Origin of the sequence: Eubacterium sp. AM46-8 (assembly GCF_003466705.1) — a bacterium.
Lineage (GTDB): Bacteria > Bacillota > Clostridia > Lachnospirales > Lachnospiraceae > Lachnospira.
On the sequence record NZ_QSEU01000019.1, the window covers coordinates 1 to 25561 of the forward strand.

Here is a 25561-nt window from a genome sequence, read left to right on the forward strand (position 1 = left end):
AGTCTCAGCAAAGAATGATTTTGAGGCAGGCTCAGCAAAGAATGATTTTGAGGCAGGCACAGATATAAGTTTATTGGCTGCAGGCGAGGATGAAGATGACAAGGTTTCTCTTGAAGATATTGCTGCTGATATGTCGCAGACTGATATTATGATTGAGAATTATTCAGAGCAGATAGCACAGTGTAACAGACAGCTTGAAAACCTTCAGATTCAGGCTGAAGAGTGTGAAAATTTCAGACAAGAACTTAATGAGCTGGAAAGCGTGCAAGAAAATGAGATAAAAAAGGAAAGACTGTTAAAATTAACTAAACAGATAATGGAAGATTCAAAACAGTCATTTACTGCTAAATATATGGAACCTGTTATGGCAGGGTTTAGAAAATATTTCAAAATTCTTGCAGGATATGAACCGGATACATTCAGTATGGATGCAGATACAAAGCTTACTGTCATGGAACAGAATATGCCAAGGGATATAGGATATCTTAGTGCAGGGAAGCAGGATCTGGTTGGAATATGCATGCGAATGGCACTTGTCGAGGCAATGTATAAAGAGGAGAAACCATTTCTTATATTTGATGATCCGTTTGTTAATCTTGATGATAATAACATTAAGGGAGCTATGAAGCTTCTTGATGAGATTGCAAAGGATTATCAGGTTATATACTTTACATGTAGTGAAAGCAGAATATACAATTAGTGTAAAATACATATTTATTAAGGAGAGATACAATGGAAGAAGTTATTCAGTATGTACCTAATCTGTATGCAACCTTTTGGGCACTTATACCACCGCTGGTTGCTATTATATTAGCGTTAATTACCAAAGAGGTTTACAGTTCACTTTTTGTAGGAATTGTAATAGGAGGACTATTTTATGGAAATATATTTCAGAGCGGGTTCAGTTTTGAAAAATCAGTTCTTCATATATTTGAAGATGGTCTTGTAGGAGTATTGTCAGATCCTTACAATGTAGGAATTCTGGTGTTCCTTGTTGTACTGGGAATCATGGTATGCATGATGAATAAAGCAGGTGGTTCGGCAGCATTTGGAGAATGGGCTGGAAGACATATTAAAACAAGAGTTGGAGCACAGCTTGTTACGGTGCTTCTTGGAATTCTTATATTTATTGATGATTATTTTAACTGTCTTACAGTTGGAAGCGTTATGCGTCCGGTAACAGACAAGCATAATGTTTCGAGAGCTAAGCTTGCATATCTTATTGATGCAACAGCGGCACCAATCTGTATTATTGCGCCTATATCTTCATGGGCAGCAGCGGTAACAGGTTTTGTTGAGGGCGAAGATGGTTTTGGAATATTTATTAAGGCTATTCCTTACAATTATTATGCATTATTTACTATTGCAGCAATGATTCTTATTGTAGCGTTAAAGGTTGATTTTGGTTCAATGGCAGTTCATGAAGCAAATGCAGCTAAAGGAGACTTGTATACAACTCCTGACAGACCATATGCTAACGCAACAGAAGATGTAATTAAGGGCCGCGGAAAAGTGTTAGATCTGTTATTTCCAATTATTACACTTATAGTTTGCTGTATAATCGGAATGCTATATTCAGGAGATTTTTTCAAGGGAGTAGGTTTTGTTGATGCATTTTCAGGAAGTGATGCTTCGGTAGGACTCATGCTTGGAAGTTTCTTTGCACTTATAATAACAATTGTGTTCTATGCAGTAAGAAGAGTTCTTTCATTCAATGAGTCATGCTCATGCATACCGGAAGGGTTCAAGGCAATGGTACCGGCAATCCTTATTCTTACATTTGCATGGACACTCAAAGCGATGACAGACAGTCTTGGTGCTAAGGAGTTTGTTGCCGGACTTGTGAAAGGAGTATCGGGTGGATGGTTAAGTATTCTGCCTGCAGTTATATTCCTGGTTGCAGTATTCCTTGCTTTTGCAACAGGAACTTCGTGGGGAACATTTGGAATTCTTATTCCAATTGTTGTAAATACATTTTCAGGAACTAACCATACAATGATGATTATATCAATCTCTGCATGTATGGCTGGAGCTGTCTGTGGAGACCATTGTTCACCGATATCAGATACTACAATTATGGCTTCGGCAGGAGCACAGTGTAATCATATGAATCATGTGTCTACACAGCTTCCATATGTAATTGTGGTTGCAGTTATTTCTTGCGTGACATATGTTATTGCAGGATTTGTACAGAATCCTGTTATTCCTCTTATTATAGGTTTTGTTATTCTTATAGGTGCATTTATAGGTATCAAATATATTAATAAGGGTAAGAGTAATGAATAATATAAAGGGAAGCCTGATACTGCTTCTTGCTGCATTTATCTGGGGGACGGCATTTGTTGCACAGACAAGTGGTGCAGGAACAGTTGGGACATTTACATTTAATGCTGCAAGGTCTATAGTCGGTGCACTGTTTCTGGCAGTTGTAATTGTAATTAAAAATGTGTTGGATAAAAGAAATAATTCTGGAAAAGTGATTAATACAGAGAATAACAGTTGTTTACTGACATGGCCATTGGGTGCAGGCATAATATGCGGAATTGTTCTTTTTGCAGCAATGACATTCCAGCAGTATGGAATAAGTGTGTATCCACAAGGCGTTGCAGCATCAGGAAGGTCTGGCTTTATAACAGCAACGTATGTTGTTATGGTTTCAGTGGTTTCGGTTTTTATGGGTAAGAAAATGCACTGGATAATAGGAGTTTCTGTTACAGGATGTGTTGCCGGAATGTATCTTTTATGTATGTCTGGCGGGGCATCCGGAATATACCTTGGTGATGTCCTTGTGTTCCTTGGAGCAATATGCTTTACAATACACATTCTTGTTATTGATAAATTTTCAAGTGCTGACAGTATGAAAATGTCCTGTATACAGTTTATTGTTATTGCAATTATTTCAACATTTGCTATGATATTTAAGGAAAATGTTACATTTGCAGGAATTAAAGCTGCGCTTGTTCCGATACTATATGCAGGTGTATTGTCGAGTGGTATAGCATATACTCTTCAGATGGTTGGACAGAAATATGCACAGCCTTCGGTGGCATCTATTGTAATGAGCCTTGAATCAGTGTTTGCGGTGCTTGCAGGATGGATTATACTTGGAGAGGTATTAAAAAAGAGAGAGATAATGGGTTGCGTTCTGGTATTTATAGCGGTTATTCTGGCACAGGTACCAGGAATGAAGAAGGGTAATACGAAATGAGAAAGAAAATAATAGGGATAATATTACTTGTGTTGATTGTGTTTGGCGGATATAAGCTTTTTGCAAATGTTTCTGCTAATAATGTTAATTCAAAAAGTATTCAGTTTTCCTATGATGATATTACGGAATATAAGGGTGATAATCCTTATGTATATGTTAATGATAATAAGCCGTATTTTACAGGTTCAGAGATTAAAAATGAACGCTATCTGAAATATGGACCGCTTGACAGCCTTAAAAGAGGAACATCGGCTATTGCATGTATTAATTATGATTCTATGCCTGTAGAAGATGATAAGAAAGGCGATTCTGACAGTATTCATCCGACAGGATGGAATAATGCCACATATGAGGAGATTGGCGGTGCCTGTCAGGTAAGAACCCAGATTATTCCATGGTGTTTCGGCGGTTCTGATACAGATAAGAAGAATTATATAACCGCGAGTCCATATATGACAGACAATATGAATGTATATGTTGTAAAGATTGCAAGATATCTTGAAGAAACGTCTAATCATGTAATGTACAGAGTGACACCGGTATTTAACAAGGAAGAACTTATGTGCAGAGGGGTTCTTATGGAAGCATATTCTGTAGAAGATAATGGAGAGGGAATATGCTTTAATGTTTTTCTATATAATGTCCAGCCTGGGCTTGACTACATATATTCTACAGGGGAATCAAAATACACAGGCCGGTTTATTGATGTTGCGGTTAAGGCAGACGATGTTTCTAATGATTATGATTATATACTTAATAACAGGTCGATGCTGATTCATAAGCATGATTGTGAAAATGCATTGAGAATAGGTACTAAGAATAAGATTTATTCTTATGCGGATGAATCTGAACTTATACAAGTGGGTTACAGATGGGCCGAATGCTGTAAACAATAGAAAATGAGTTTATAACTTTTTAATAATTGTTCATGATTGTTATACAGACATATAAGGATTTTTCTGGTAATATAAATCTATCGAATCATTATTTTAAGACAGAGAGGAGATAGGGGTATGAACAATAGTTTTGAAAGCTTCGAATTATCTACAGAACTTATATTTCAGAGGTTCCTGATGGATAAGGAGAGAAGAAAGAATTTTTACAATGGTCTTGAGCTGGCAGATTATATTGCGCTCAAGGTAATGGAGAAAGATTGTATTGATGGCAAGGATAAGACATATCTTAAGGATTTGTCTTCATTTATGAGAATATCAATTCCACAGACATCGGCAATCGCAAGCAGTCTTAAGGACATGGGCTATGCTTTATGGAAACATGATGGCAAAGGAACAGATGGTACATATCTCGTATTCACTGATGCCGGAAGGGATTTCTTAAAAAAAAGAGAGGACAATAACAGAGAATATTATGGTAATGTTATTGCTGAACTTGGTGAAGAAAGAACTACACAGATACTTAGTGATATGAGAACTCTTGTTGAAGCTATGGAGCATGCATCAAAAAAGATGCACCTTAAGGAGGCGGAATAATATTACAGAATATAAGGGAGAATAAAAGCAATGAGTAATGTTAATACTAAGAGTAATGTGAGAACGATAGCGGTGACGGGTATGCTTTCAGCAGTAGCAGTAGTTCTTATGTATCTGGAGATACCGATTCCTATTATGCCAGGATTTATCAAGTTTGATTTTTCGGATCTTCCGGCGTTACTTGGTGCTTATGCACTCGGACCAGTGGCAGGCATTATAATATGTCTCATTAAGAATGTTGTACATCTGGCAGCTTCACAGAGTATGCTTGTTGGAGAACTTTCTAACTTTATACTCGGTTCCGTATTCGTGTTTACAGCAGGAATTGTTTATAAGAAGAAAAAGTCTAAGACAGGAGCATTGCTTGGCGGTTTATGCGGTGCCATGGCAATGGGGGTATTCAGTGTGTTCTCGAATTATTTAATAGTGTATCCTGTGTATTATAAACTGGCAATGCCAGAGGTGGTAATATTAAGTCTGTATCAGGCTATAATTCCATCTATGAAATCAATCATGCAGTGTCTGATATGCTTTAATCTTCCTTTTACAATAGTTAAGGGACTTATTGACGTGGGAATATCAATGCTTATATATAAGCCATTATCACCACTTCTTAAGGGAAAACATTAATATAATAATATATAATACTAATATGCTGGAACTTTGGCTGAGTCTGAAGTTCTGGCATATTTTTTTGTTTTTGGCCGATACTGAAAGTTATGAAGTTGATACACAATGCATATTTAGAGAAGGTATTTTGATGATAATTTGTGAAAAATGCACAAAAATAATCTAAAAGTTTGTAAATGAATATGATTGATTTTGAACGAATATGACTGTATTATAAATATAACAAAAAGGTTGTGAAGCCAGAAAGGAGAGACAATGGTATATACAGTAACATTTAATCCATCACTGGATTATATAGTGGAAGTTAAGAGTTTTGAGCTGGGAATGACGAATAGAACATCATATGAGCATATGCTTCCGGGTGGTAAAGGAATTAATGTTTCAATAGTTCTTAATAATCTTGAATTTGATACAACAGCATTTGGATTTGTAGCCGGGTTTACTGGGAAACAGATATGTGACATGGTATCAGAATATGGCATTAATACGGATTTTATTCAGGTTGATAATGGCTTTTCAAGAATAAACATGAAGATTAAGAACATAGATGGAACAGAGATTAACGGAATGGGACCTCAGATATCAGAAGATAATCTCCATTCTCTTGTAAGTAAGATTGATAGACTTTCAAGTGGAGATGTTCTTGTACTTGCAGGAAGTATTCCTTCGTGTATATCAGACGATATATACAGAAGAATTATGGAAAGACTACAGGGAAGAGACGTTAAGATTATAGTTGATGCGACAAGCAGGCTTTTACTTAATGTTCTTGAATATCACCCATTTCTTATCAAGCCTAATCAGCATGAACTTGGAGATATATTTGGTGTTAAGCTTGAATCTAAGGAAGAGGTTATTCCATATGCAAGGAAGCTGCAGGATATGGGAGCTGTCAATGTGCTTATATCGATGGGTGGAAAAGGCGCAGTTCTTATTGATGAATATGGAAAGGTATATGAAGCAGATGCACCAAAGGGCGAGCTTAAGAATTCAGTAGGTGCAGGTGATTCAATGGTTGCAGGATTTATGGCGGGATATCTTCAGACATGTAATTATGAAGATGCATTCAGAATGGGCGTTGCAACAGGAAGTGCCAGTGCATTTTCAGAAAATCTTGCAACAAAAAGAGAGATTTTAGAGGTATTAAAGCGGGTAGAGGTTACCTGCAAGGGATAATGTAAAGGAGGTATTTTATGAGAATTACAGATTTACTGGATAAGAGAAGTATCAATCTTAATGCTGCTCCTAAGACAAAGAGTGAGGCTCTTGATATGGCTGTAGAACTTATGGCAAAGAGCGGAAAGATTGATGACATCGAAAGCTACAGGGCTAAAGTATATGCAAGAGAAGAAGAAAGTACAACAGGTGTGGGAGAAGGAATAGCAATTCCTCATGGCAAATGCAGTGCCGTTAATGCACCAGGACTTGCAGCAATGGTTATTAAGGATGGAGTTGATTTTGAATCGCTTGATGATGAGCCGGTAAAGATTCTTTTCCTTATTGCAGCACCGGATACTAAGGATAATGTACATCTTGATGTGTTAAGTAAGTTATCAGTGCTTCTTATGGATGAGAATTTTGTAGCAAAGCTTATGAAAGCCGGAAGCCCGGAGGAATTCCTTGAAATTATTGATGGGGCTGACGAAGAAGCCAAGAGTATAGATGAAAGACTTGAAAAGGAAGATAATAAGCCGGCTAAGATTCTTGCAGTTACTTCCTGCCCTACAGGTATTGCACATACTTACATGGCAGCAGAAGGACTTGAGAAGGCAGCAGCTAAGGCTGGATGTGCAATTAAGATTGAGACAAGAGGTTCTGGCGGAGCTAAGAATGTGTTGACAGATGCAGATATTGAATCAGCAGAATGTATTATTGTAGCAGCAGATGCACAGGTTCCAATGGAGAGATTTGATGGAAAGAAAGTAATTGAGTGTCAGGTTTCAGATGGAATTAATAAAGCAGATGAACTTATAAAGAAAGCTCTTGCAGGAGATGCATCTGTATATAAGGCAGGAATTTCTGAAAAGAAGGAAAGCGCATCAGCAAAGAAAGGCGGCGGAATTGGACATAAGATATATACACAGCTTATGAATGGTGTATCACATATGTTACCTTTCGTTGTAGGCGGAGGTATTCTGATTGCCATAGCATTTCTTATTGATGGACTTAATGTTGATATGAATGCACTGTCAGAGGCAGAACGAAGCAATTTTGGTACGATAACACCTGTTGCGGCACTGTTTAAGTCTATCGGTGGAGCAGCATTTGGCTTCATGCTCCCTGTTCTGGCAGGATTTATTGCAATGGCCATTGGTGACAGACCGGCACTTGCACTTGGTTTTGTTGGTGGTTATATCGCAGCTAATGGAAAGTCTGGATTCTTAGGCGCTCTGGTTGCAGGTTTTGCAGCAGGATACATTATAGTTCTTTTAAGAAAAATATGTGATAAGTTACCAGAGGCATTGGAAAAGATAGCACCTGTACTTATATATCCGGTAGTGGGTATTCTGGTAATAGGACTTGGAATGACATTTATTGTAGAGCCTGTAATGGGTGGGATTAACACAGGACTTAACAGCTTCCTTGCAGGAATGGGAAGTACAAGCAGGGTTCTTCTTGGATTCATACTTGCAGCCATGATGGCAATTGATATGGGTGGACCATTCAATAAAGCAGCATATGTTTTCGGAACTGCTTCCATTGCGGCAGGTAATTATGATATAATGGCAGCAGTAATGATAGGTGGTATGGTTCCACCATGTGCGATTGCTCTTGCAACAATACTTTTTAAGAATAAGTTTACTAAGGAAGAAAGAGATGCCGGTCCAACTAACTTTATTATGGGACTTGCATTTATAACAGAAGGTGCAATACCTTATGCGGCAGCAGATCCTTTACATGTAATACCAGCATGTATCATAGGTTCAGGTGCAGCAGGTGCCATCAGTATGTTTTTCAAATGTACTTTAATGGCACCACATGGCGGCATTTTCGTATTCCCTGTAGTAGGCAATGCAATATATTATGTGATTGCACTTGTGGCAGGAACTATCATCTCAACAATATGTTTAGGGCTCTTTAAGAAGAAAGCAGCCTAAGAAAGGTGGTTTTTAATTATGAAGGAATTTAAGTACGTTATTACAGATGCAGAAGCATACATGCTCGTCCAGCAGGAGAGCTTGTAAAGGCCGCTAAGGAATTTAACAGCAAGATTACTCTTACTAAGGATGGCAAGTCAGGAGACTGCAAGAAAATCTTCGGTATTATGGCACTTGCTGTAAAATGTGGTAATGAAGTTACAATTACTGTAGAAGGTGAAGATGAAGAGGTTGCAGCAGCTAAGATTGAAGAATTCATGAAGAGCAATATGTAGCAGACAGGAGGTGCACATGAATAAATATACTGGAAAAAGTGTATTTGGAGGCATTGCTATAGGTAAGATAATGGTGTATGAGAAAGGTGAACATCAGGTTAAGCGTGTAAAGATTACTGATGCAGAAGCTGAGAAGAACCGTTATTATGAAGCTGTAGAAACAGCCTTTAAACAACTGGGGGAACTTCATGATAAAGCACTTCGCGAAGTTGGCGAGGCTAATGCGGCAATATTTGAGATTCATCAGATGATGCTTGAAGATGACGATTATAAGGAATCTGTTGAGCATATTATTGATAGTCAGATGGTGAATGCAGAATATGCCATTGCCCAGACAGGGGATAATTTTTCACAGATGTTTGCAGCCATGGACGATGAATATATGCGTGGAAGAGCAGCAGATGTCAAAGATATTACAGAAAGATTGTTAGGAATACTTTCCGGCAATACAGGAAGCGGTATAGATGCAGATGAACCTGTTATTATGGTGGCAGAGGATCTGGCACCATCAGAGACAGTCCAGATGGATAAGAGCAAGATATTATCATTTGTTACACAGAAGGGTTCAGTTAATTCGCATACTGCGATTCTTGCAAGAACAATGGGAATTCCGGCTTTAATTGGTTCAGATATTGTTATTGATGAATCTCTTAATGGCAAGCTTGGTATTGTCGATGGAACTAACGGTGTCGTATATATTGAACCTGATGAGGCAACCCTGTCAGCAATGCAGGAGGAACAGCGCAAAGACAATGAGAAGAAAGCTCTTTTGCAGGAACTTAAAGGCAAGGAAGATGTGACTTTAGATGGCAAGAAGATTAAGCTTTATTCTAATATTGGTAACATTAAGGACCTTGCAAATGTTATTGCCAATGATGCAGCAGGAATTGGACTGTTTCGAAGTGAATTCATATATCTTGAATCTGATACATTTCCAACAGAAGAAGAACAGTTCAACATATACCGTACTGTAGCTGAAAGCATGGCTGGAAAACCGGTAATTATAAGAACTCTTGATATCGGTGCTGATAAGCAGTGTGATTATTTCGGACTGGATAAAGAGGATAATCCTGCTCTTGGTCTTCGTGCAATAAGAATATGCCTGACAAGACCTGAGATATTCAAGACACAGTTACGAGCCCTTTACAGAGCAAGCGCATATGGAAACATATCTATCATGTATCCTATGATAATCAGTGAACAGGAAGTTGATAAGATTAAAGTTATTGAGAATGAAGTTAAGGCTGAGCTTACAGAGCAGGGAATTGAATTCGGTAATCCTAAGAGTGGAATTATGATTGAGACTCCGGCTGCTGTAATTATGAGCCGCCAGCTTGCTAAGAAGGTGGATTTCTTCAGTATCGGAACTAATGATCTGACACAGTACACACTTGCGATTGACCGTCAGAACACAAAGCTTGATGATTTCTACGATGCTCATCATCCAGCCATTCTTGCCATGATAAGAATGGTTGTTGAGAATGCACATGCAGAGGGAATCTGGGCAGGTATCTGTGGGGAACTCGGTGCAGACACAACACTCACAGAAGAATTTCTTAAGATGGGTGTCGATGAGCTTTCGGTTTCAGCAGGCAAGGTGCTGGCTGTCAGAAAAGTGATTCGTGAGACGAGGATTTCTTAGGGGCTTGCTGGCTAGCTTGCTTGATTGCTGTGGCGTTGGCGGCATCACTGCATCGGTGAGATCTGGCAGCTTTGGCGATTTCGCATGAGGAAATTCAGTCGCTAATGTCTAAAATATAGCGTGGAATTGCCGTCTTCCTATAAGAAACATTTTTTGTGTTGATTGATAGGTAGTTTTGGCAGGTAAATTGAATACTTAGAGTTGAAAAGCCTATAAGATTGTTTTGCTTGAACATCTTATAGGCTTTTTTGATGCAGTATTGGCTTGAATATGATGATTTGATGGAGAAATTACCCATAAGAAGTTGTAAAATGCGACTATTGATAGGTATCAGGTGTTAGATTGTATTATATTTGTGTGACAGAATATAGATGATTAGTATATTGAGAACTGGCATGGATAGAACTCTAAGGAGATATTCGCTTATTATATTGCTTATTCCCTTAAAAATAGGAGAGATTTAAGGGAATAGAATTGATATGTTATTTCATATTATGATATAATATGTGCGCTGTTATAACAATGCATTGAAAAAATATGCGAAAGAATATAATAAAATAGAAGATGAAAGGAGTGATGATAATGGCAAATACAAATGTTACTATGAGAATTGATGAAACATTGAAAAGTCAGTTACAGGAACTTATGTCTAATCTAGGGTTGGACATGACCACATTTTTTACAATGGCAGCAAAACAGGCTGTAAGGGAACAGGCGTTGCCATTTCACCCGGATATGAATAGTGGTATATATGGAATGCAAGCGTATAAGCTGGCTATGAAGAATACGAATTATAACAGTGCAGGAAAAGCAACTGTATCATCTGCGGATGAATGGAATGATGAAACAGAGTGGGATGATATTTCTTACAAAAGATAGTTTTATATTTAAGATAGGAAATCTTCATAAAGATGATTTGGAAAGAGTTGAAGATATGTATAGAAAATTCTTATCGGATAATGGGGTTATATAATTGTATAACTTTTAGAATAATTAATCAGTTAACTGAAAGATAAATTTAGGAGGTAATACCAATGAAAAAAGCTTTAGGTATTTTATTAACAATTATAGGTCTTATTGTGGCGTTTTATTTATTAGTGATTGTAACGGCATGGACATAGGAGACCAGATATGAAAAAATGTTTTAAGATAATTTTGAGTATTTTTGTTTTGGCACTTACATTTGTTGCTGGTTTTCAAACTGCTAATTTAAGAAATGAAGGCAAATGGAAATTAGAGCAAAAGAATAATCAAAGTGGCATAGACCTTAAATTGCCAGGAGAAAATGAAAAAAGTATAGTTACTATTGAAGAAGTAGAGGCAAAGCTGAAAGGAATAGCTGAATTATCAAGTTATAGTGGTGAGTATACTGTAACTTATGGTAAAGACTCTGCAAGATATTGGTTGGATAACATCAAAATTTTTGGAACAACAAATTCTATTGAAATTAAAGCAAGTGGTGTTGTTAAAGTTGGGTATGATATGAGCAAAATGGTTATTAATGTTGATAATGATAGTAGTAAAATATATATTAAGTTGCCTGAAATACAGTTGAATGATAATTATGTAATATGGGACACAGTAACATGTTCAGAATCAAATAATATTTTGAATCCTATTGAGTTTTCGCAGTATGAGGAAATAGTAGATGAAATTGAACAAATGGGACTGGAAGATGTTGAATCTAAGGGGATTTATGATAATGCATCAGAAAATATAAAAAATATTATAAAAGCTTTTTTATCAGGATTTAAAGAATATGAAATTGTTTATATGTAATTGGAGTTAAATATTAACAGTAGCGCTCTAGTCAATTGACTATGGCGCTTTTTTCATGCTTTCACATACATAATCATAATCATTTTTCGCGAAATTTACATGGCCTTTTATGAAAATCAAATTTTTTGTAAAAACCATTTGACTGCTCCGTTGGAGTAGTCATAGGTTAAAGGAGGGCCTATGAGGAATGATTTAATGACACTTAAAGAAGTATGCAAGGAAACAGGAGTGACGAGAAAGATTGTGCAGACATATGAAAACTATGGCTTGGTTAAAGCAACTACAAAGAATAAGTATGGTTACCTGCTATATGATGATGCTACAGTAAAAAAGATTAAAAAGATAAGATTGTATCAACGGTTTGGATACAGATTATCAGAAATTGCAAAGCTTGAATACATGACGGTAGATGAGCAGGTAATGATTCTTAAAGAAAAGATTAATAATATGTATGATAATCAGTCAGAAACGGCAGAACTTATTGAGATGGCAGAACAATTATTGGAAAATTTGAGGTCACATTAAGGAGGATATATAGTTATGAAAGAAAATGAAAAAGAAATTTTTATTGATGAGATGGCATATTTAGGAGATGAATGGACTATTGAAGAACTTAAAGGTACATCTTATGAAAAAATGTCATTAGAGAGAGCTATAAGAGAAAGAAAATCAGCTCTTGGGAAAATGGATGGGATAATAGGCAGCATCACTTTCTAGTAAGGAGTACATTCTAATAAGCATTGCTTTATGATAAACATTAATTTATTATCAGCTGCGAACAATTCACAAATCCCACATAATATGCTATCATAGTGAAAATTTATAAAAAGTGAGGTCTATTTATGTGGGAGAAATTTAAATCTTTTCTGAAACGCAAGGATATTGAAGTTTCAGTTAAAAGGTATGGAATTGACGCACTGGGAGCGATGGCACAGGGACTGTTTTGCTCGCTGCTTATAGGAACAATTCTTAATACACTGGGAACACAGTTACATATCGGTTTTCTTACTAATACTGTGGCAACAGTGAGTGGCGTAAATTATACAGTTGGAGGGCTTGCGTCAGCAATGAGTGGACCGGCAATGGCAGTTGCTATTGGTTATGCGCTGAAATGTCCTCCACTTGTGCTGTTTTCACTCATAACTGTTGGATTTGCATCTAATGCACTTGGTGGTGCGGGCGGTCCGCTTGCGGTATATTTTGTTGCAATTATTGCAGCAGAAGCAGGTAAAATGATTTCTAAAGAAACTAAGGTAGATATTCTTGTTACACCGCTTGTTACTATAGGTGTTGGAACAGGCGTTGCAGCTCTTATCGCTCCGGCTTTAGGAAAAGCGGCAATGAAGATTGGCGAGCTTATTATGCTTGCAACTAATCTCCAGCCTTTCCTTATGGGAATTGCGGTATCAGTACTTGTTGGAATTGCGCTTACACTTCCTATATCATCTGCAGCTATATGTGCTGCATTTGGACTTACAGGACTTGCGGGTGGAGCAGCAGTTGCAGGCTGTTGCGCACAGATGGTTGGCTTTGCGGTTATGTCGTTTAATGAAAACCGCTGGGGCGGACTTGTATCTCAGGGAATTGGTACATCAATGCTTCAGATGGGAAATATCATTAAGAATCCGAGAATATGGATTGCACCGATAGTTACGTCTGCAATTACAGGTCCTATGGCAACATGCTTGTTCAAGCTGCAGATGAATGGTACTCCGGTATCATCCGGTATGGGAACTTGCGGATTTGTCGGTCAGATTGGAGTATATTCAGGCTGGGTAAATGACATTACCAATGGAACTAAGGCAGCAATTACAGGATTTGACTGGGCTGGAATGATACTTATATCATTTGTTCTTCCGGCAGTTCTTTGCCCGCTTATTAATATGCTTCTTAAGAAGATTGGCTGGGTTAAAGATGGAGATATGAAATTGTCTTAAAATGAAAATTGAATTAAAAATTGAATATAAAATCTGTGATTAAAAGGTTGACATCAGGTAGCTTTTGAAATATACTTTTAATCAAAGTGTTGACGAGAAGAGTACTATGTTACGGTTCTACAGAGAGAAGCATATATGGTGGAAGTGCTTTAGAATACGGATATGGGAAAACCACCTCTGAGCGGCCCCAATACGGCACGGTGATTCCGTTATAATCATAATGAGATGTTCTCCTGATTTAGAGAATAATAAGGGTGGAACCGCGGATTGAATATTCGCCCCTTATACAGCAAGCTGGAAAGCCACTGTATAAGGGGCTTTTTTGCGCGAGTAGCGATGAGAATATACAGGGAAAGTCAACAGCTGTGCTTGCACAGGGTGTGGACTTTGCATGGATATTCGAGGAGCACCGCGACAGTGACAGAGCGAAGCTCTGGAACATGAGCTACGAGCACAAGCAGCGATGAGAATAGCAACAAAAATATTAACACAAAAGGAGATTTATCATGGTTAATTTTAAGGAAGATGAAAGACTGAATACTCTTAATCATTCATGTGCACATGTTATGGCACAGGCAGTTAAGCATTTATATCCACATGCTAAGTTCTGGGTTGGCCCAGTAGTAAAAGAGGGATTCTATTATGATATAGACCTTGGAGATAATGTAATCAATGACGAAGTTATTGAAGCTATCGAAAAAGAAATGAAGAAAATCTGCAAGGAAGGCAAGAAGATATACAGAAGAGAAGTTTCTAAGCAAGAAGCCCTTGAGATGTTCAAGGATGATATGTATAAGCTTGACCTTATAAGCGGTCTTGAAGATGGCAACATTACAGTATATGACCAGGGCGATTTCACAGACCTCTGCCGTGGACCTCATGTTGATAATACTAAGCTCTGTAAGAATTTCAAGCTTGTTAAATATTCTGGTGTATACTGGAAGGGCGATGCTAACAATCATGTAATGCAGAGAATCTATGGTGTATGTTTCCCAACAGCTGAGGAGCTTGAAGAACATCTTAAGCTTCTTGAGGAAGCAAAGGAACGTGACCACAGAAAGATTGGCAAAGAAATGGAACTTTTCATGTCAGATGACTTAATTGGCCGTGGACTTCCAATGTTCTTACCAAAGGGATATACAGTATGGCAGGAGCTTGAGAATTACATTAAGGACAAGGAAAGAAAGCTTGGATACCTTCATGTAATGACACCATGTGTTGGTACAGTTAATCTTTACAAGACATCAGGCCACTGGGATCACTACAAGGAAAACATGTTCCCAGCTATGGAAGTTGAAGGCGAATCATTTGTCTTAAGACCAATGAACTGCCCTCATCACATGATGATATATGCTAATAAAATGCATTCTTACAAGGATCTTCCTATAAGAATTGGTGAGATTGCACATGACTTCAGATTTGAGGCAAGTGGAACATTAAAGGGTATTGAGAGAGGAAGACATTTCTGTCAGAATGATGCCCATCTTTTCGTAACACCAGAGCAGATTGAGTCAGAATTTGCCAAGGTTGTAGACCTTATATTTGAGACATACAAGGATTTCAATATTACAGATTACCGCTGTGTTCTCTCATTAAGAGATCCAGAGGATAAGGTAAAGTATCATGATGATGATGAAATGTGGAACAATGCTGAGAACGCATTAAGAAAGGTTCTTAATGATATCGGAATTGAGTACACAGAGGAAATCGGAGAGGCTGCATTCTACGGACCTAAGCTTGATGTTAATGTTAAGCCTGCTATCGGTAATGAATATACTTTATCAACATGTCAGCTTGATTTCTGTCTTCCATCTAAGTTCAACTTAACATACATTGATAAAGATGGACAGAGAAAGACACCTGTAGTTCTTCACAGAGCTATCCTTGGTTCTCTTGACAGATTCATGGCTTATATACTTGAGGAGACAAAGGGCAACCTTCCATTATGGCTTGCTCCTGTACAGGCTACAATTCTTCCAGTTAAGAATGAAGATGAGGAGTTAAATGCTTATGCACATGGTCTCTATGATTATCTTGCTGATAATGGAATCAGAGTTGAGATTGATGAGAGAGCAGAAAAGCTTGGATACAGAGTAAGAGAAGCTCAGGTTAAGAAGATTCCTTACCTTATTGTACTTGGTAAGAATGAAGCAGCAGATGGAACTGTAAGTTACAGACTTCACGGAGAGCAGAAGTCAACTACAGTATCTAAGGACGAATTTGTTGCAATGCTTAAGGATGAGATTGCTACTAAGAAGAATAATCCTGCAGCAGCTAAATAATTAGACTGACCTTACAGAAAGAAGCGTGACAATATGTAATTTATTACGCATTGTCATGCTTCTTGTTTATATTTAAGAAAACAATAGGAAAATAAATGGCTAGATATTACTATAAAAAGAAAAAGAAAAAGAAAAAATTCGTGCCAAAGGATCTTGCGAGTCTTAAGGAACTTAAGATAAAGACCGCCTTAATGGAGAGCATACCTGAGGATATAACACAGCTGTATCCTGAAGCCAGAAATATAAAGAGACATTTTATATTGCATATAGGGGAGACTAATACTGGAAAAACCCATGATGCACTTGAGGATTTTTACAATGCAGATGCAGGAATGTACCTTGCACCTTTAAGGCTGCTTGCGTTAGAGATTCAGGAGATGAGCCTTGCCAGAGGAATTAACTGTTCTTTAACAACAGGTGAAGAGAAGGACATAAGGGAAGGTGCAAAGCATTTATCGTGTACTGTAGAGAAGATGGATATAAGCAGGCATTATGATGTCTGTGTAATAGATGAAGCCCAGATGGTGTCAGACAAAGACAGGGGCTGGGCGTGGACAGAAGCAATTCTTGGTGTCAATGCGGATGTTATTCACATATGCATGTCACCGAATGCAATACATATCGTTAAAATGCTTATAAAAATGTGTGGAGACACATATACAGACATAAGACATAAGAGAAATTCAAGGCTTATAATGGAAGACCATGATTTCATATTTCCGGATGATATACAGGATGGTGATGCTTTAGTCGCATTTTCACGAAGAAAGGTACTTATGCTTGCAACACTGCTTAAAAAGGAAGGTTATAAAGTAAGTGTTATATATGGTTCGCTTCCTTACAGTGTAAGAAAAGCAGAGGTTGCAAGGTTCTTAAGTGGCGAAAGTAAGATAGTTGTATGTACTGATGCGATTGGAATGGGAGTGAATCTTCCAATAAGAAGAGTTATATTTACTGAAGCAAGAAAATTTGATGGCAAATCAAAGAGATCTCTTAATATGAGTGAGGTCAAGCAGATTGCCGGAAGAGCCGGACGAAAAGGAATGTATAATCAGGGATATGTTAATTCTTTAGAAGACAGGGAACAGATAGGTGAGCTTCTGCATGGAAGATATGAACAGATAACAAGCTGCGTTATACAGCCGCCTAGAAAAGTGCTCGATATGCCATACAGTCTGTCGGAAATATTTAAGATATGGTTAAAGACTATTGAGAAAAAATGCTTTTCGGTTGCAGATCTTAAGAATCGTATTAAGCTTGCTGAATATATTGAGAAAAAACATGGTGAGAAGATTAATAAAGACCTTGAATACAGTCTTATTAATATACCATTTGATGAAAACAGTGAACAATTAAAATATCTGTGGCAGGATCTGGTTGATATGACAGCAGATGGTGAACCTGTAAGCAGAATGTGGTACTATGTTGATACAGAATATGATGATATAACGAACATGAAACTTGATGATCTGGAGCAGTTATATAAAAAACTGGACCTGCTGAATTCGTATTGTAATGCACTCAATATTTCAGAATATAATGAGCGTATAAGAATGTTGAAGGAAGATATATCAGAACGAATAGTAAGCGAGCTTACTAATGGCGAGTTTTTTAACAGATGCAAACGATGCGGAAAGAAGCTGGAATGGAATCATAAGTTTGGCATGTGTGAAAAATGTTATGAAATAAACAGGCTTGAGAGAATACGTTATAGAAACAGATAAATGTAGGTAAAAAGGTCTACATTTTGCTTTTTTATGCAAACATGATGATTTCAAACTGACAATATATAGGGGATGTGTTATATTTAATGCACCAAATATATGTTTCTATAAAATGTAGATATTTTTGGAGTAAATTATCGCTGTTTTGTGATAATACATTTATAAAGTAATAATTATGGAAGAGGAAAATGCTATGAGTGAAAGTATTAAAGGTAGAATTCATCAGGTAGAAAGCTTTGGCTCGGTTGATGGACCAGGGGTAAGATATATTGTATTTCTTAAGGGCTGCCATATGAGATGCAGATATTGTCATAATCCTGAGACATGGAAAGAAGAAGGCGGAACATTAGAAACAGCGCAGGAAGTGTTCGATAAAGCTTACCGTTACAGAAATTACTGGAAGAATGGTGGCGGAATCACTGTAAGTGGTGGTGAAGCGCTTCTTCAGATGGAGTTCGTAACAGAACTTTTTGAAATTGCAAAGAAGAATGGTGTACACACAACGCTTGATACATCAGGCAATCCTTTCAAGATGGAGCCTGAGTATCTTGAAAAGTTTGATAAACTGATGGCAGTCACAGATCTTTTTCTTCTTGATATTAAAGAGATTAATGATGAGAAGCATAAGGACCTTACAGGATGGACTAATAAGAACATTCTTGACCTTGCAAAGTATCTGTCTGACCACAATAAGGATATGTGGATAAGACATGTTCTTGTTCCAGGAGTTACAGATGCACAGGAAGATCTTGAACAGTTAAGAGATTTTGTTGCCAGCTTAAAGACAGTAAAAAGATTTGAAGTGCTTCCATATCATACACTTGGTGTATTCAAATGGGAAGAATTAGGAATTCCATATACACTTTCTGACGTAATGCCACCGACTAAGGAAGAGATTGCAAGAGCTAACGAAATATTAAAGACAGCAGAATACACAGAATATCTTGAATAATAAGGTTAATTAAACTAATAGCCTCCCGGACGTATATTTGTCAGGGAGGCTTATATATTACTTAAAAATATGCTATTTACGGCCAGCTCTTAATCCGTCATTAAGGCCTTCGAGGTATGAAAGTGCTTTTTCTTTACCTGATGTGTTAAGCTTTTTATAATATCTGAGAAGTCTTGTTTCATTATCAGATAATGATTTTACCTGTACAACATTTCTGACATCAGATTTCATCATTATATAGTCCATACTAGCATCTAATATTACGCTAAGCTTCATAAGTGATGTGACGCTTGGAAGGTGTCTTCCCTGTTCGTATGCACTTATGGTTTCCTGAGCAACCCCCAGTTCAGTACTTAATCTTACCTGTGTTATATGTTTTTCTTCACGTAATTCACGGATTCTATTACGATACTCATGCATATAGTATTCCTCCATAGTTCATCTAATCGAGATTGGACTATTAGAAAAATAACATTTTATCAGCATAATAATAGTAGTATAAATGGTAATTTATGGCAATTATACAGGTTTATATGGTATTGATGACAAAAAATGCTTATGGAAAATCTTATGCCAGTATGTTATGATTTTCTTTGACAGTGAAACTGTCAAGGAGTAGATAAACGGGGGACAAATATTATGAAGAGACGATATACAGCAGCTTTTATTGCTGTAATGATTGCAGGAGGTCTGTTCGCAGGTTGTGGCAGCGCTGCCAGAGATAATGTGGCTTCTAAAGAGAAGGACATTAATAAAGAGCAAGTAGCAACTAAAGCAATTGCATACGAAGAGACATTTGAAAAAGTCACACAGAAAACAGATAGTGAGAACAATAAGCAGACTGAAAGTAATCAGCAGGATGCCAATGCATCAGATTCATCTGACAATCAGACAGATGCTGGACAGGCAGACATAGGCACAGATAATGTGCAGGAGAATTCACAGAATAGTGGATATCAGGATGATGCCAGTCAGGATGACAGCTATCAGGATAATGGCTCCGGTTATGGCTCAGAATCAGATGACAATGGTGGTTCATCTGATGCCGGAGAGAATTCAGATGATTCTTCTTCTGGCGAAAGTGCTAATGTCATTGATGATGAAAGCCTTCTTGCAATTGCAAAGATTAATACGGTTACATATAGTGAATTTGCAAACAGGGTGTTAGAACTTGTTAATAATGAAAGAGCTAATGCTGGCGTTGCTCCGCTCGTGCTGGATGAGGCACTGTGTAATGCAGCTAACATGAGAGCTATAGAGATGGATTGTACAGGTGTGTTTGGACATAAAAGACCTAATGATCATAGCTGCTTTGAAGTGTATGACATATGTAATGTTGAATGGCAGAATGCATGTGGTGAGAATATTGCGGCAGGTCAGGCAACTCCTGAAGATGTTATGAAATCATGGCTTAGTTCAGCAGGACACAAGGCTAATATATTGAGCCCGGAGTATACAAAAATGGGGCTGGGTTATAGTAATTCAGGCTGTGGAGCAGGAAGGTACAGTCATTACTGGGCACAGGAATTTGCTGGATAAAAAGAATATGTAAAATAGAAAGAGCCATGCCGGATAATCCGGTATGGCTCTTTCCGAGAAGGAAATTATATGAGAAAAATTAAGATATTGCTTTCTTAATAGCGTTGAATGATTCTTTGCTTATATCATGTTCGATACGGCAGGCATCTTCTTCAGCAACTTTAGGATCAACACCAAGTCTTATGAGCCATGATGTAAGGAGCTGGTGGCGCTCATATATCATCTCAGCAATCTCTTTACCTGATTCTGTAAGATATATGTAACCTTCTTTAGTTACCGTTATATGATTAGATTCTCTCAAATTCTTCATTGCAATACTGACGCTTGATTTCTTGAAACCTAATTCATTGGCAACATCTATTGAACGAACCACAGGAAGCTTTTTGCTTAACATTAATATTGACTCAAGATAGTTTTCTGCTGATTCATGAATAACTGACATAATTATATCCCCCGATTACTTATAACGATATTGATATATGAATTATAACACGCATGTATATTTAATGCAAATGCGCTGAATATAAATTAATCATAAAAATTATCAAAATACTTGGTAAAATATGGAGACAAAAGCTTATCAGTGTTGCAAATAAAATGAATGCAGTTTAAAATGTAAAGAAGTGTATGTAAGATAATATTATGTTAGAGGGTGTTTTTTTTGAATAGTAGCAATATAGAATGGATAGAAAAACTGGATTGCCTTACAGACCTGCATGTACATCTTGATGGTTCATTGTCGCTTGAATCTGTAAGACATCTTTGTGGTATGCAGAATATAGAAACAGGTGATGATGCAGAATTGTCAGCAAAGCTGAGTGTGTCATCAGATTGTAAGAATCTTAATGAATACCTTGAAAAGTTCGAATTCCCACTTCAGCTTTTACAGACGCGTGAGGCTGTTAGATATAGTGTGTGTCAGCTTGTTAAGGAGCAGGAAGAACAGGGGGTAATATACAGCGAGATAAGATTTGCGCCGCAGCTTCATACAATAAAAGGATTGTCACAGCAGGAGATTGTTGAAGCAGCATGTGAGGGACTCGATGAATCAAGAAAGTACTGGAAGTCATATTCCTGTCACAATCTTATATTATGCTGTATGCGTTCGGATGATAATAAGGATGCTAATATGGAGACAGTAAGACTTGCTGCATTATATGCTGAAAAGGGAAGCGGTGTTGTGGCGGCAGACCTTGCAGGGGCAGAAGGACTTTATGCAACGGATACATTTGCAGATGTATTCAGGGATGCCGTGCAGAAAGGAGTACCATTTACTATTCATGCAGGCGAGGCAGCTGGAGCAGAAAGTGTTGAATGTGCATTGAATTTTCAGGCAAAAAGAATAGGACATGGCATAAGATGTATAGAGAATCCTTTAGTTATGCAGGAACTTGCAGACAGAGGTGTTGTGTTGGAATTATGTCCGACAAGCAATCTGAACACTAAAATATATGAGACAATAGGGGATTATCCGATACAGCAGCTTATGAATAAGGGGATAAGAGTTACTGTTAATACGGATAATATGATGGTTTCTAACACTACAGAGGCGAGGGAACTGGCGTTGGTTGCAGATACATTTAATATGGAGAAGAAAGATGTTAAGCAGATGATAATGAATGGCGTTGAAGCTGCATTTGCAACAGAGGGAATAAAAAACCGCTTAAGGGCAAGGGTGGAGACACAGTTTGCCAAAGTGGCGGGAATAAGAGGTTAGGATATGAATGAAATTAATGAATTATTTACTAAGGAGAATGTAGAAAAGATATATGTTCCTGATATTGTTAAGGATGATCTGCTAAGTATTATAGAAGAAAAGCTTAAGAAAGCAGGATTCTATTACAGGGTTGCATACAGGGTGAAAGCTCCTGATTCAATGCTTGATAAACTTATATTAAAGGACTACAGAAGACCGGGGACAGAGAATCAGGATAAGAAGATGCAGGATCTTATAGGAATAAGAATTATTCTGTATTATGCGGATGATGTTGAGATTGTTAAGAATTTTCTTGATACAATATTCTCTATGCCGGGCGTGTGGAATACAACAGAGGCCAATGAATATGAGTTCAGGGCAATGAAGATTAACGGAATATTCAAGCTGCCGGGATATCTTAGCAAGACCATTGTTAATCCGGAGCTTGGAGATTATGTGGATGATACATTTGAGATACAGGTAAGAACTAATTCTTTTGAGGGCTGGCATGAGATTGAACATGATATGAGATATAAAGGCTCAGCTTTTGGCACGGGTAATGAAGCGCTTGCAAGAAAGATGAACAGTATTCTTGCGACACTGGAGTTATGTGATGATTCAGTTGTGGGGCTGATTGAAGATTTAGGACATCAGCATTACAAAGATAGAAAATGGAACTATATGTTAAGGTGCCATTATAGACTGAAGTTTACAAGAGAACCGCTGCATCCATATATTGAAGAGATATTTGATGAAGATACAGAACTTGCCAAGAAGTTTTATAAATTTAAAAGAGAACCGTTACTAAGACAGTTGTGGGATAATACAGGAGATAAAGGTCCGGAGATTACTGTTAATAATATTGTTAAGATAGTTAATCAGATAGGACCTGAGGATGAGAGACTCAAAGAAGCATTTGCAAGGATAGAACATGAGAAGAAACAGGAGAATGATAATATAGCCAAGAGAAGAAGATTTGAGCCGTTCAAGCAGTTTGGCTCATATATGGTGTTTAAGGCTGATACATATATTGATCTTAGCAATCTTGTCATGGCAGATGCGTTCAGAAAAGCTACAGGATATATATATTCGTGGGTTAAGTCAAGATTTGAGGATGTATTTACAGACCTGCCAGATAGTGCTGGAACTTATGTTAATGCGGAACCAGGATATTCTGTTAATCTTTTATATGATGCAGATAATGTGTATTTTTCTGAAAAAACTACACATCTTGATACTAAGATACCAACAAGAGTATGGATATCTGAAGCAGTTGTATGCAGAGAAGGTGACAGACTGAAATTCACGGTATCTAACAGATATGCAGAGCCGTCAGATAGATACAGAGATAATGAAAATGTTCTGTTCTCAAGACCTAATTTCTTTGGAGAGATCGCAGACAATATAGGCATTGTTGATGTGGAAAGAATGAGGGAATCTGTAAGATACGTTGAAGACAGTAAGGATTATGATGATCTTACAACACTGATTGCAGATGAAGAAAGAACATTCCCTGTTATAGTATTTATGGCAAGTGATGGCAGATGGCTTGATAAATTTGATATTAACTATTTTGCTTATCTTGTAGGATATTATGCACATATCAAGATGATAAGAAGCCCCTATGAATCACGAAAGTTTGCTAAGGATTACGGTCTTAAGATAGATGAATGTGCAGATTCAATTACTGTATTCTATCCAGGAAGAGAACCATATACAAGCTATAAGACAGATATTTTCCATACAACATTTGAGGTTATTAAGGTTGAAAAGAGAAAATACTGGAATGAAAATGGCTGCAGGGCATACAGAAGAAAGCTTGTTTCAGAAATAAGAGAGAATAATGTGTTATAATATGAATCTTATGATTATGTGTCAGAGGAGAACAGCATGGATAAATGTGTACTTGTAGTTGATGATAATGATTTTAACAGGGAACTTGTAAGAGATATTCTTGAAGATGAAGATATAACAGTTTACGAGGCAGAAGATGGCAGTTCAGCGATTGAACTGCTTGAAAGTGAACAGGCGGATGACATAGATGCAGTTCTTATGGATGTGAGAATGCCAGGAATAGATGGTATAGAGACTACGAAAATTATAAGAACTAAGAATGGAAAATGTACAGATGTGCCAATAATTGCTATGACAGCAGATGGCTTTGGAACAGAGATGGAGATGTTGCAAAAGATAGGCATGAATGGACTTATATCTAAGCCTGTAGATGTGAATACGTTGGTAGAACAGATAACAGAACTGGCAGGGTGGTAAACACTCTGCCAGTTCTGCATGTATATTATCTTGATTCACCCATAAAGAAGAGTGCAACTGTTCCAGGACCGGAATGTGTGCCAATTGTAGGACATATATAATTAATCCATATGTTATCTATGCCGAATCTTTCTTTGACAAGACCTGCTACGAACTGTGCATCTTGTAAGCAGTCACCATGACTGATGAATACAATATCATTCTTATCCCTGTATGAACCTATATGTTCCTCCATACGGTCAACTAAAGCAATAAGTGATTTCTTTCTTCCACGGACTTTTCCTATATTAATAAGCCTGCCTTCATTATTTACATGAAGGATTGGCTTGATATTGGCAAGTGTACCAATAATGGCAGTAGTCTTAGAAACACGGCCGCCTCTATATAAGTGGTTTAAGTCATCAACAGTAAAATTATGTACTACATTAAGCTTGTGCTCATTGACAAAGTCTATTATTTCGTCCATAGATTTTCCGGATTTCTTCATTTCGATAGCTTTATATACTATAAGACCTTCACCCATTGAAGCAGCTAAAGAATCGATAACAACGATTCGCGCTCCCGGATGTTCTTCCATAACTTCATTGGCAGCTATGCAGGCGTTATTGTAACTGCTGGAAAGTGCTGATGAAAATGCAATATGAAGAATATCAAAGCCCTCATTGACGCGTTTTTCAAATATTGTCTTACAATCTTGCGGATTGCATGCCATAGTTGTTGGCATCTCGCCTTTACGCATTCGGTCGAAAAATTCTTTCTCAGGCATAGTATTGTCTGTTCCATAGATTACTTCACCAAATGCATAGAATAAAGTGTGGATATCAATGTTGTTTTCTTTAACATAATTGTCAGGCAAATCGGCAGTTGTGTCAGTTGATATAAGAAAATCTTTCATAAATGTCAGATCCTTTCTTGATTTATTTTCTGTATTATAATATCATTATTGAGGTGATATTCCAAGACTTAAGATTAATTGCATTGTAATAAAATTTTGCAAATAAATTTTTAAAATGGGGTTGACATATGCTGCTTGGAATG

General features: G+C 37.3%; 25 protein-coding genes and 1 other annotated feature. Of the genes, 22 read left to right on the forward strand and 3 right to left on the reverse strand.

Annotation, left to right across the window (positions count from 1 at the left end; all coding sequences use genetic code 11):
- The 18 genes from DW963_RS11905 to pflA form a co-directional block, all read left to right on the forward strand.
- Window positions 1-700: ATP-binding protein (locus DW963_RS11905; RefSeq protein ID WP_353652822.1), on the forward strand; the 700-nt coding region annotated here is incomplete at its 5' end.
- Window positions 701-732: 32 nt separating this feature from the next.
- Window positions 733-2286 carry a Na+/H+ antiporter NhaC family protein gene (locus DW963_RS11910; protein ID WP_117916002.1) on the forward strand — a complete coding sequence of 518 codons (1554 nt, stop codon included), beginning with the start codon at window positions 733-735 and terminating at the stop codon, window positions 2284-2286.
- Window positions 2279-3208, forward strand: a complete 930-nt coding sequence (locus DW963_RS11915; RefSeq protein WP_117916004.1) for a DMT family transporter — start codon at window positions 2279-2281, stop codon at window positions 3206-3208. The genes DW963_RS11910 and DW963_RS11915 overlap by 8 nt, the downstream gene beginning before the upstream one ends.
- A complete protein-coding gene (locus DW963_RS11920) occupies window positions 3205-4104 on the forward strand; it encodes a DNA/RNA non-specific endonuclease (RefSeq protein WP_117916006.1) in 900 nt (299 codons plus the stop codon). Before DW963_RS11915 ends, DW963_RS11920 begins: the two co-directional genes overlap by 4 nt.
- A gap of 117 nt (window positions 4105-4221) precedes the next feature.
- Window positions 4222-4698: a winged helix DNA-binding protein gene (locus tag DW963_RS11925; RefSeq protein WP_012740791.1), complete on the forward strand. Its 477-nt coding sequence runs from the start codon at window positions 4222-4224 to the stop codon at window positions 4696-4698.
- Window positions 4699-4728: 30 nt separating this feature from the next.
- Window positions 4729-5328 carry an ECF transporter S component gene (locus DW963_RS11930; protein ID WP_022097908.1) on the forward strand — a complete coding sequence of 200 codons (600 nt, stop codon included), beginning with the start codon at window positions 4729-4731 and terminating at the stop codon, window positions 5326-5328.
- Between the two features lie 255 nt (window positions 5329-5583).
- Window positions 5584-6504: a 1-phosphofructokinase gene (gene pfkB / locus DW963_RS11935; protein ID WP_117916008.1), complete on the forward strand. Its 921-nt coding sequence runs from the start codon at window positions 5584-5586 to the stop codon at window positions 6502-6504.
- A gap of 17 nt (window positions 6505-6521) precedes the next feature.
- Window positions 6522-8426: a PTS fructose transporter subunit IIABC gene (locus tag DW963_RS11940; RefSeq protein WP_117916010.1), complete on the forward strand. Its 1905-nt coding sequence runs from the start codon at window positions 6522-6524 to the stop codon at window positions 8424-8426.
- Window positions 8427-8539: 113 nt separating this feature from the next.
- Window positions 8540-8701, forward strand: coding sequence for an HPr family phosphocarrier protein (locus tag DW963_RS14185; RefSeq protein ID WP_502694431.1), 162 nt, complete (start codon window positions 8540-8542; stop codon window positions 8699-8701).
- Window positions 8702-8717: 16 nt separating this feature from the next.
- Entirely contained in the window at window positions 8718-10343 is a 1626-nt protein-coding gene (ptsP, locus tag DW963_RS11950) for a phosphoenolpyruvate--protein phosphotransferase (RefSeq protein ID WP_117916012.1), read from the forward strand.
- Between the two features lie 582 nt (window positions 10344-10925).
- Window positions 10926-11222: a type II toxin-antitoxin system RelB/DinJ family antitoxin gene (locus DW963_RS11955; protein WP_117916014.1), complete on the forward strand. Its 297-nt coding sequence runs from the start codon at window positions 10926-10928 to the stop codon at window positions 11220-11222.
- Between the two features lie 252 nt (window positions 11223-11474).
- The gene (locus DW963_RS11960; RefSeq protein WP_117916016.1) at window positions 11475-12122 is read left to right on the forward strand and encodes a DUF4230 domain-containing protein; all 648 of its coding nucleotides are present in this window, start codon (window positions 11475-11477) and stop codon (window positions 12120-12122) included.
- A 180-nt stretch (window positions 12123-12302) separates the two neighbouring features.
- Window positions 12303-12647: a MerR family transcriptional regulator gene (locus DW963_RS11965; protein ID WP_117916018.1), complete on the forward strand. Its 345-nt coding sequence runs from the start codon at window positions 12303-12305 to the stop codon at window positions 12645-12647.
- Between the two features lie 15 nt (window positions 12648-12662).
- A complete protein-coding gene (locus DW963_RS13340) occupies window positions 12663-12839 on the forward strand; it encodes a hypothetical protein (protein ID WP_158568727.1) in 177 nt (58 codons plus the stop codon).
- Window positions 12840-12964: 125 nt separating this feature from the next.
- Window positions 12965-14059 carry a PTS sugar transporter subunit IIC gene (locus tag DW963_RS11970; protein ID WP_117916020.1) on the forward strand — a complete coding sequence of 365 codons (1095 nt, stop codon included), beginning with the start codon at window positions 12965-12967 and terminating at the stop codon, window positions 14057-14059.
- Between the two features lie 80 nt (window positions 14060-14139).
- Window positions 14140-14345, forward strand: a binding site (T-box leader).
- 220 nt (window positions 14346-14565) lie between these two features.
- Window positions 14566-16341, forward strand: a complete 1776-nt coding sequence (gene thrS, locus DW963_RS11980; protein WP_117916024.1) for a threonine--tRNA ligase — start codon at window positions 14566-14568, stop codon at window positions 16339-16341.
- Window positions 16342-16436: 95 nt separating this feature from the next.
- The gene (locus tag DW963_RS11985; RefSeq protein ID WP_117916026.1) at window positions 16437-18065 is read left to right on the forward strand and encodes a DEAD/DEAH box helicase; all 1629 of its coding nucleotides are present in this window, start codon (window positions 16437-16439) and stop codon (window positions 18063-18065) included.
- A gap of 193 nt (window positions 18066-18258) precedes the next feature.
- Window positions 18259-19017, forward strand: coding sequence for a pyruvate formate-lyase-activating protein (gene pflA, locus DW963_RS11990; protein WP_117916028.1), 759 nt, complete (start codon window positions 18259-18261; stop codon window positions 19015-19017).
- Between the two features lie 72 nt (window positions 19018-19089).
- Here pflA and DW963_RS11995 read toward each other — a convergent pair whose 3' ends face one another.
- Complete coding sequence (locus DW963_RS11995; protein WP_117916030.1) at window positions 19090-19437, reverse strand: helix-turn-helix transcriptional regulator; 348 nt, start codon at window positions 19435-19437, stop codon at window positions 19090-19092.
- Between the two features lie 219 nt (window positions 19438-19656).
- On the opposite strand from DW963_RS11995, the gene DW963_RS12000 reads away from it, so the two are divergent.
- Window positions 19657-20556, forward strand: coding sequence for a CAP domain-containing protein (locus tag DW963_RS12000; protein ID WP_117916032.1), 900 nt, complete (start codon window positions 19657-19659; stop codon window positions 20554-20556).
- Between the two features lie 79 nt (window positions 20557-20635).
- Here the strand turns inward: DW963_RS12000 and DW963_RS12005 are convergent, their stop codons facing one another.
- Window positions 20636-20998 (reverse strand): metal-dependent transcriptional regulator, encoded by a 363-nt coding sequence (locus tag DW963_RS12005; RefSeq protein WP_012740775.1) that lies wholly within the window; start codon window positions 20996-20998, stop codon window positions 20636-20638.
- Between the two features lie 219 nt (window positions 20999-21217).
- Between DW963_RS12005 and add the strand changes: the two genes are divergently transcribed.
- From add to DW963_RS12020, 3 genes are read left to right on the forward strand one after another with little or no spacing between them, the layout of a single operon-like run.
- Window positions 21218-22273, forward strand: coding sequence for an adenosine deaminase (add, locus tag DW963_RS12010; protein ID WP_158568728.1), 1056 nt, complete (start codon window positions 21218-21220; stop codon window positions 22271-22273).
- Between the two features lie 3 nt (window positions 22274-22276).
- Window positions 22277-24106 (forward strand): RelA/SpoT-related domain-containing protein, encoded by a 1830-nt coding sequence (locus DW963_RS12015; protein WP_117916035.1) that lies wholly within the window; start codon window positions 22277-22279, stop codon window positions 24104-24106.
- 36 nt (window positions 24107-24142) lie between these two features.
- Window positions 24143-24523 carry a response regulator gene (locus tag DW963_RS12020; protein WP_117916037.1) on the forward strand — a complete coding sequence of 127 codons (381 nt, stop codon included), beginning with the start codon at window positions 24143-24145 and terminating at the stop codon, window positions 24521-24523.
- 25 nt (window positions 24524-24548) lie between these two features.
- Here the strand turns inward: DW963_RS12020 and DW963_RS12025 are convergent, their stop codons facing one another.
- Window positions 24549-25418, reverse strand: coding sequence for a DegV family protein (locus tag DW963_RS12025; RefSeq protein ID WP_117916039.1), 870 nt, complete (start codon window positions 25416-25418; stop codon window positions 24549-24551).
- Window positions 25419-25561: the final 143 nt, after the last annotated feature.

Bases quoted from the DNA above. Each gene is read 5' to 3' on its own strand.
- DW963_RS11910 (WP_117916002.1), top strand. From the start codon at position 733: ATGGAAGAAGTTATTCAGTATGTACCTAATCTGTATGCAACCTTTTGG.
- DW963_RS11915 (WP_117916004.1), top strand. From the start codon at position 2,279: ATGAATAATATAAAGGGAAGCCTGATACTGCTTCTTGCTGCATTTATC.
- DW963_RS11920 (WP_117916006.1), top strand. From the start codon at position 3,205: ATGAGAAAGAAAATAATAGGGATAATATTACTTGTGTTGATTGTGTTT.
- DW963_RS11925 (WP_012740791.1), top strand. From the start codon at position 4,222: ATGAACAATAGTTTTGAAAGCTTCGAATTATCTACAGAACTTATATTT.
- DW963_RS11930 (WP_022097908.1), top strand. From the start codon at position 4,729: ATGAGTAATGTTAATACTAAGAGTAATGTGAGAACGATAGCGGTGACG.
- pfkB (WP_117916008.1), top strand. From the start codon at position 5,584: ATGGTATATACAGTAACATTTAATCCATCACTGGATTATATAGTGGAA.
- DW963_RS11940 (WP_117916010.1), top strand. From the start codon at position 6,522: ATGAGAATTACAGATTTACTGGATAAGAGAAGTATCAATCTTAATGCT.
- ptsP (WP_117916012.1), top strand. From the start codon at position 8,718: ATGAATAAATATACTGGAAAAAGTGTATTTGGAGGCATTGCTATAGGT.
- DW963_RS11955 (WP_117916014.1), top strand. From the start codon at position 10,926: ATGGCAAATACAAATGTTACTATGAGAATTGATGAAACATTGAAAAGT.
- DW963_RS11960 (WP_117916016.1), top strand. From the start codon at position 11,475: ATGAAAAAATGTTTTAAGATAATTTTGAGTATTTTTGTTTTGGCACTT.
- DW963_RS11965 (WP_117916018.1), top strand. From the start codon at position 12,303: ATGAGGAATGATTTAATGACACTTAAAGAAGTATGCAAGGAAACAGGA.
- DW963_RS13340 (WP_158568727.1), top strand. From the start codon at position 12,663: ATGAAAGAAAATGAAAAAGAAATTTTTATTGATGAGATGGCATATTTA.
- DW963_RS11970 (WP_117916020.1), top strand. From the start codon at position 12,965: ATGTGGGAGAAATTTAAATCTTTTCTGAAACGCAAGGATATTGAAGTT.
- thrS (WP_117916024.1), top strand. From the start codon at position 14,566: ATGGTTAATTTTAAGGAAGATGAAAGACTGAATACTCTTAATCATTCA.
- DW963_RS11985 (WP_117916026.1), top strand. From the start codon at position 16,437: ATGGCTAGATATTACTATAAAAAGAAAAAGAAAAAGAAAAAATTCGTG.
- pflA (WP_117916028.1), top strand. From the start codon at position 18,259: ATGAGTGAAAGTATTAAAGGTAGAATTCATCAGGTAGAAAGCTTTGGC.
- DW963_RS11995 (WP_117916030.1), bottom strand. From the start codon at position 19,437: ATGCATGAGTATCGTAATAGAATCCGTGAATTACGTGAAGAAAAACAT.
- DW963_RS12000 (WP_117916032.1), top strand. From the start codon at position 19,657: ATGAAGAGACGATATACAGCAGCTTTTATTGCTGTAATGATTGCAGGA.
- DW963_RS12005 (WP_012740775.1), bottom strand. From the start codon at position 20,998: ATGTCAGTTATTCATGAATCAGCAGAAAACTATCTTGAGTCAATATTA.
- DW963_RS12015 (WP_117916035.1), top strand. From the start codon at position 22,277: ATGAATGAAATTAATGAATTATTTACTAAGGAGAATGTAGAAAAGATA.
- DW963_RS12020 (WP_117916037.1), top strand. From the start codon at position 24,143: ATGGATAAATGTGTACTTGTAGTTGATGATAATGATTTTAACAGGGAA.
- DW963_RS12025 (WP_117916039.1), bottom strand. From the start codon at position 25,418: ATGAAAGATTTTCTTATATCAACTGACACAACTGCCGATTTGCCTGAC.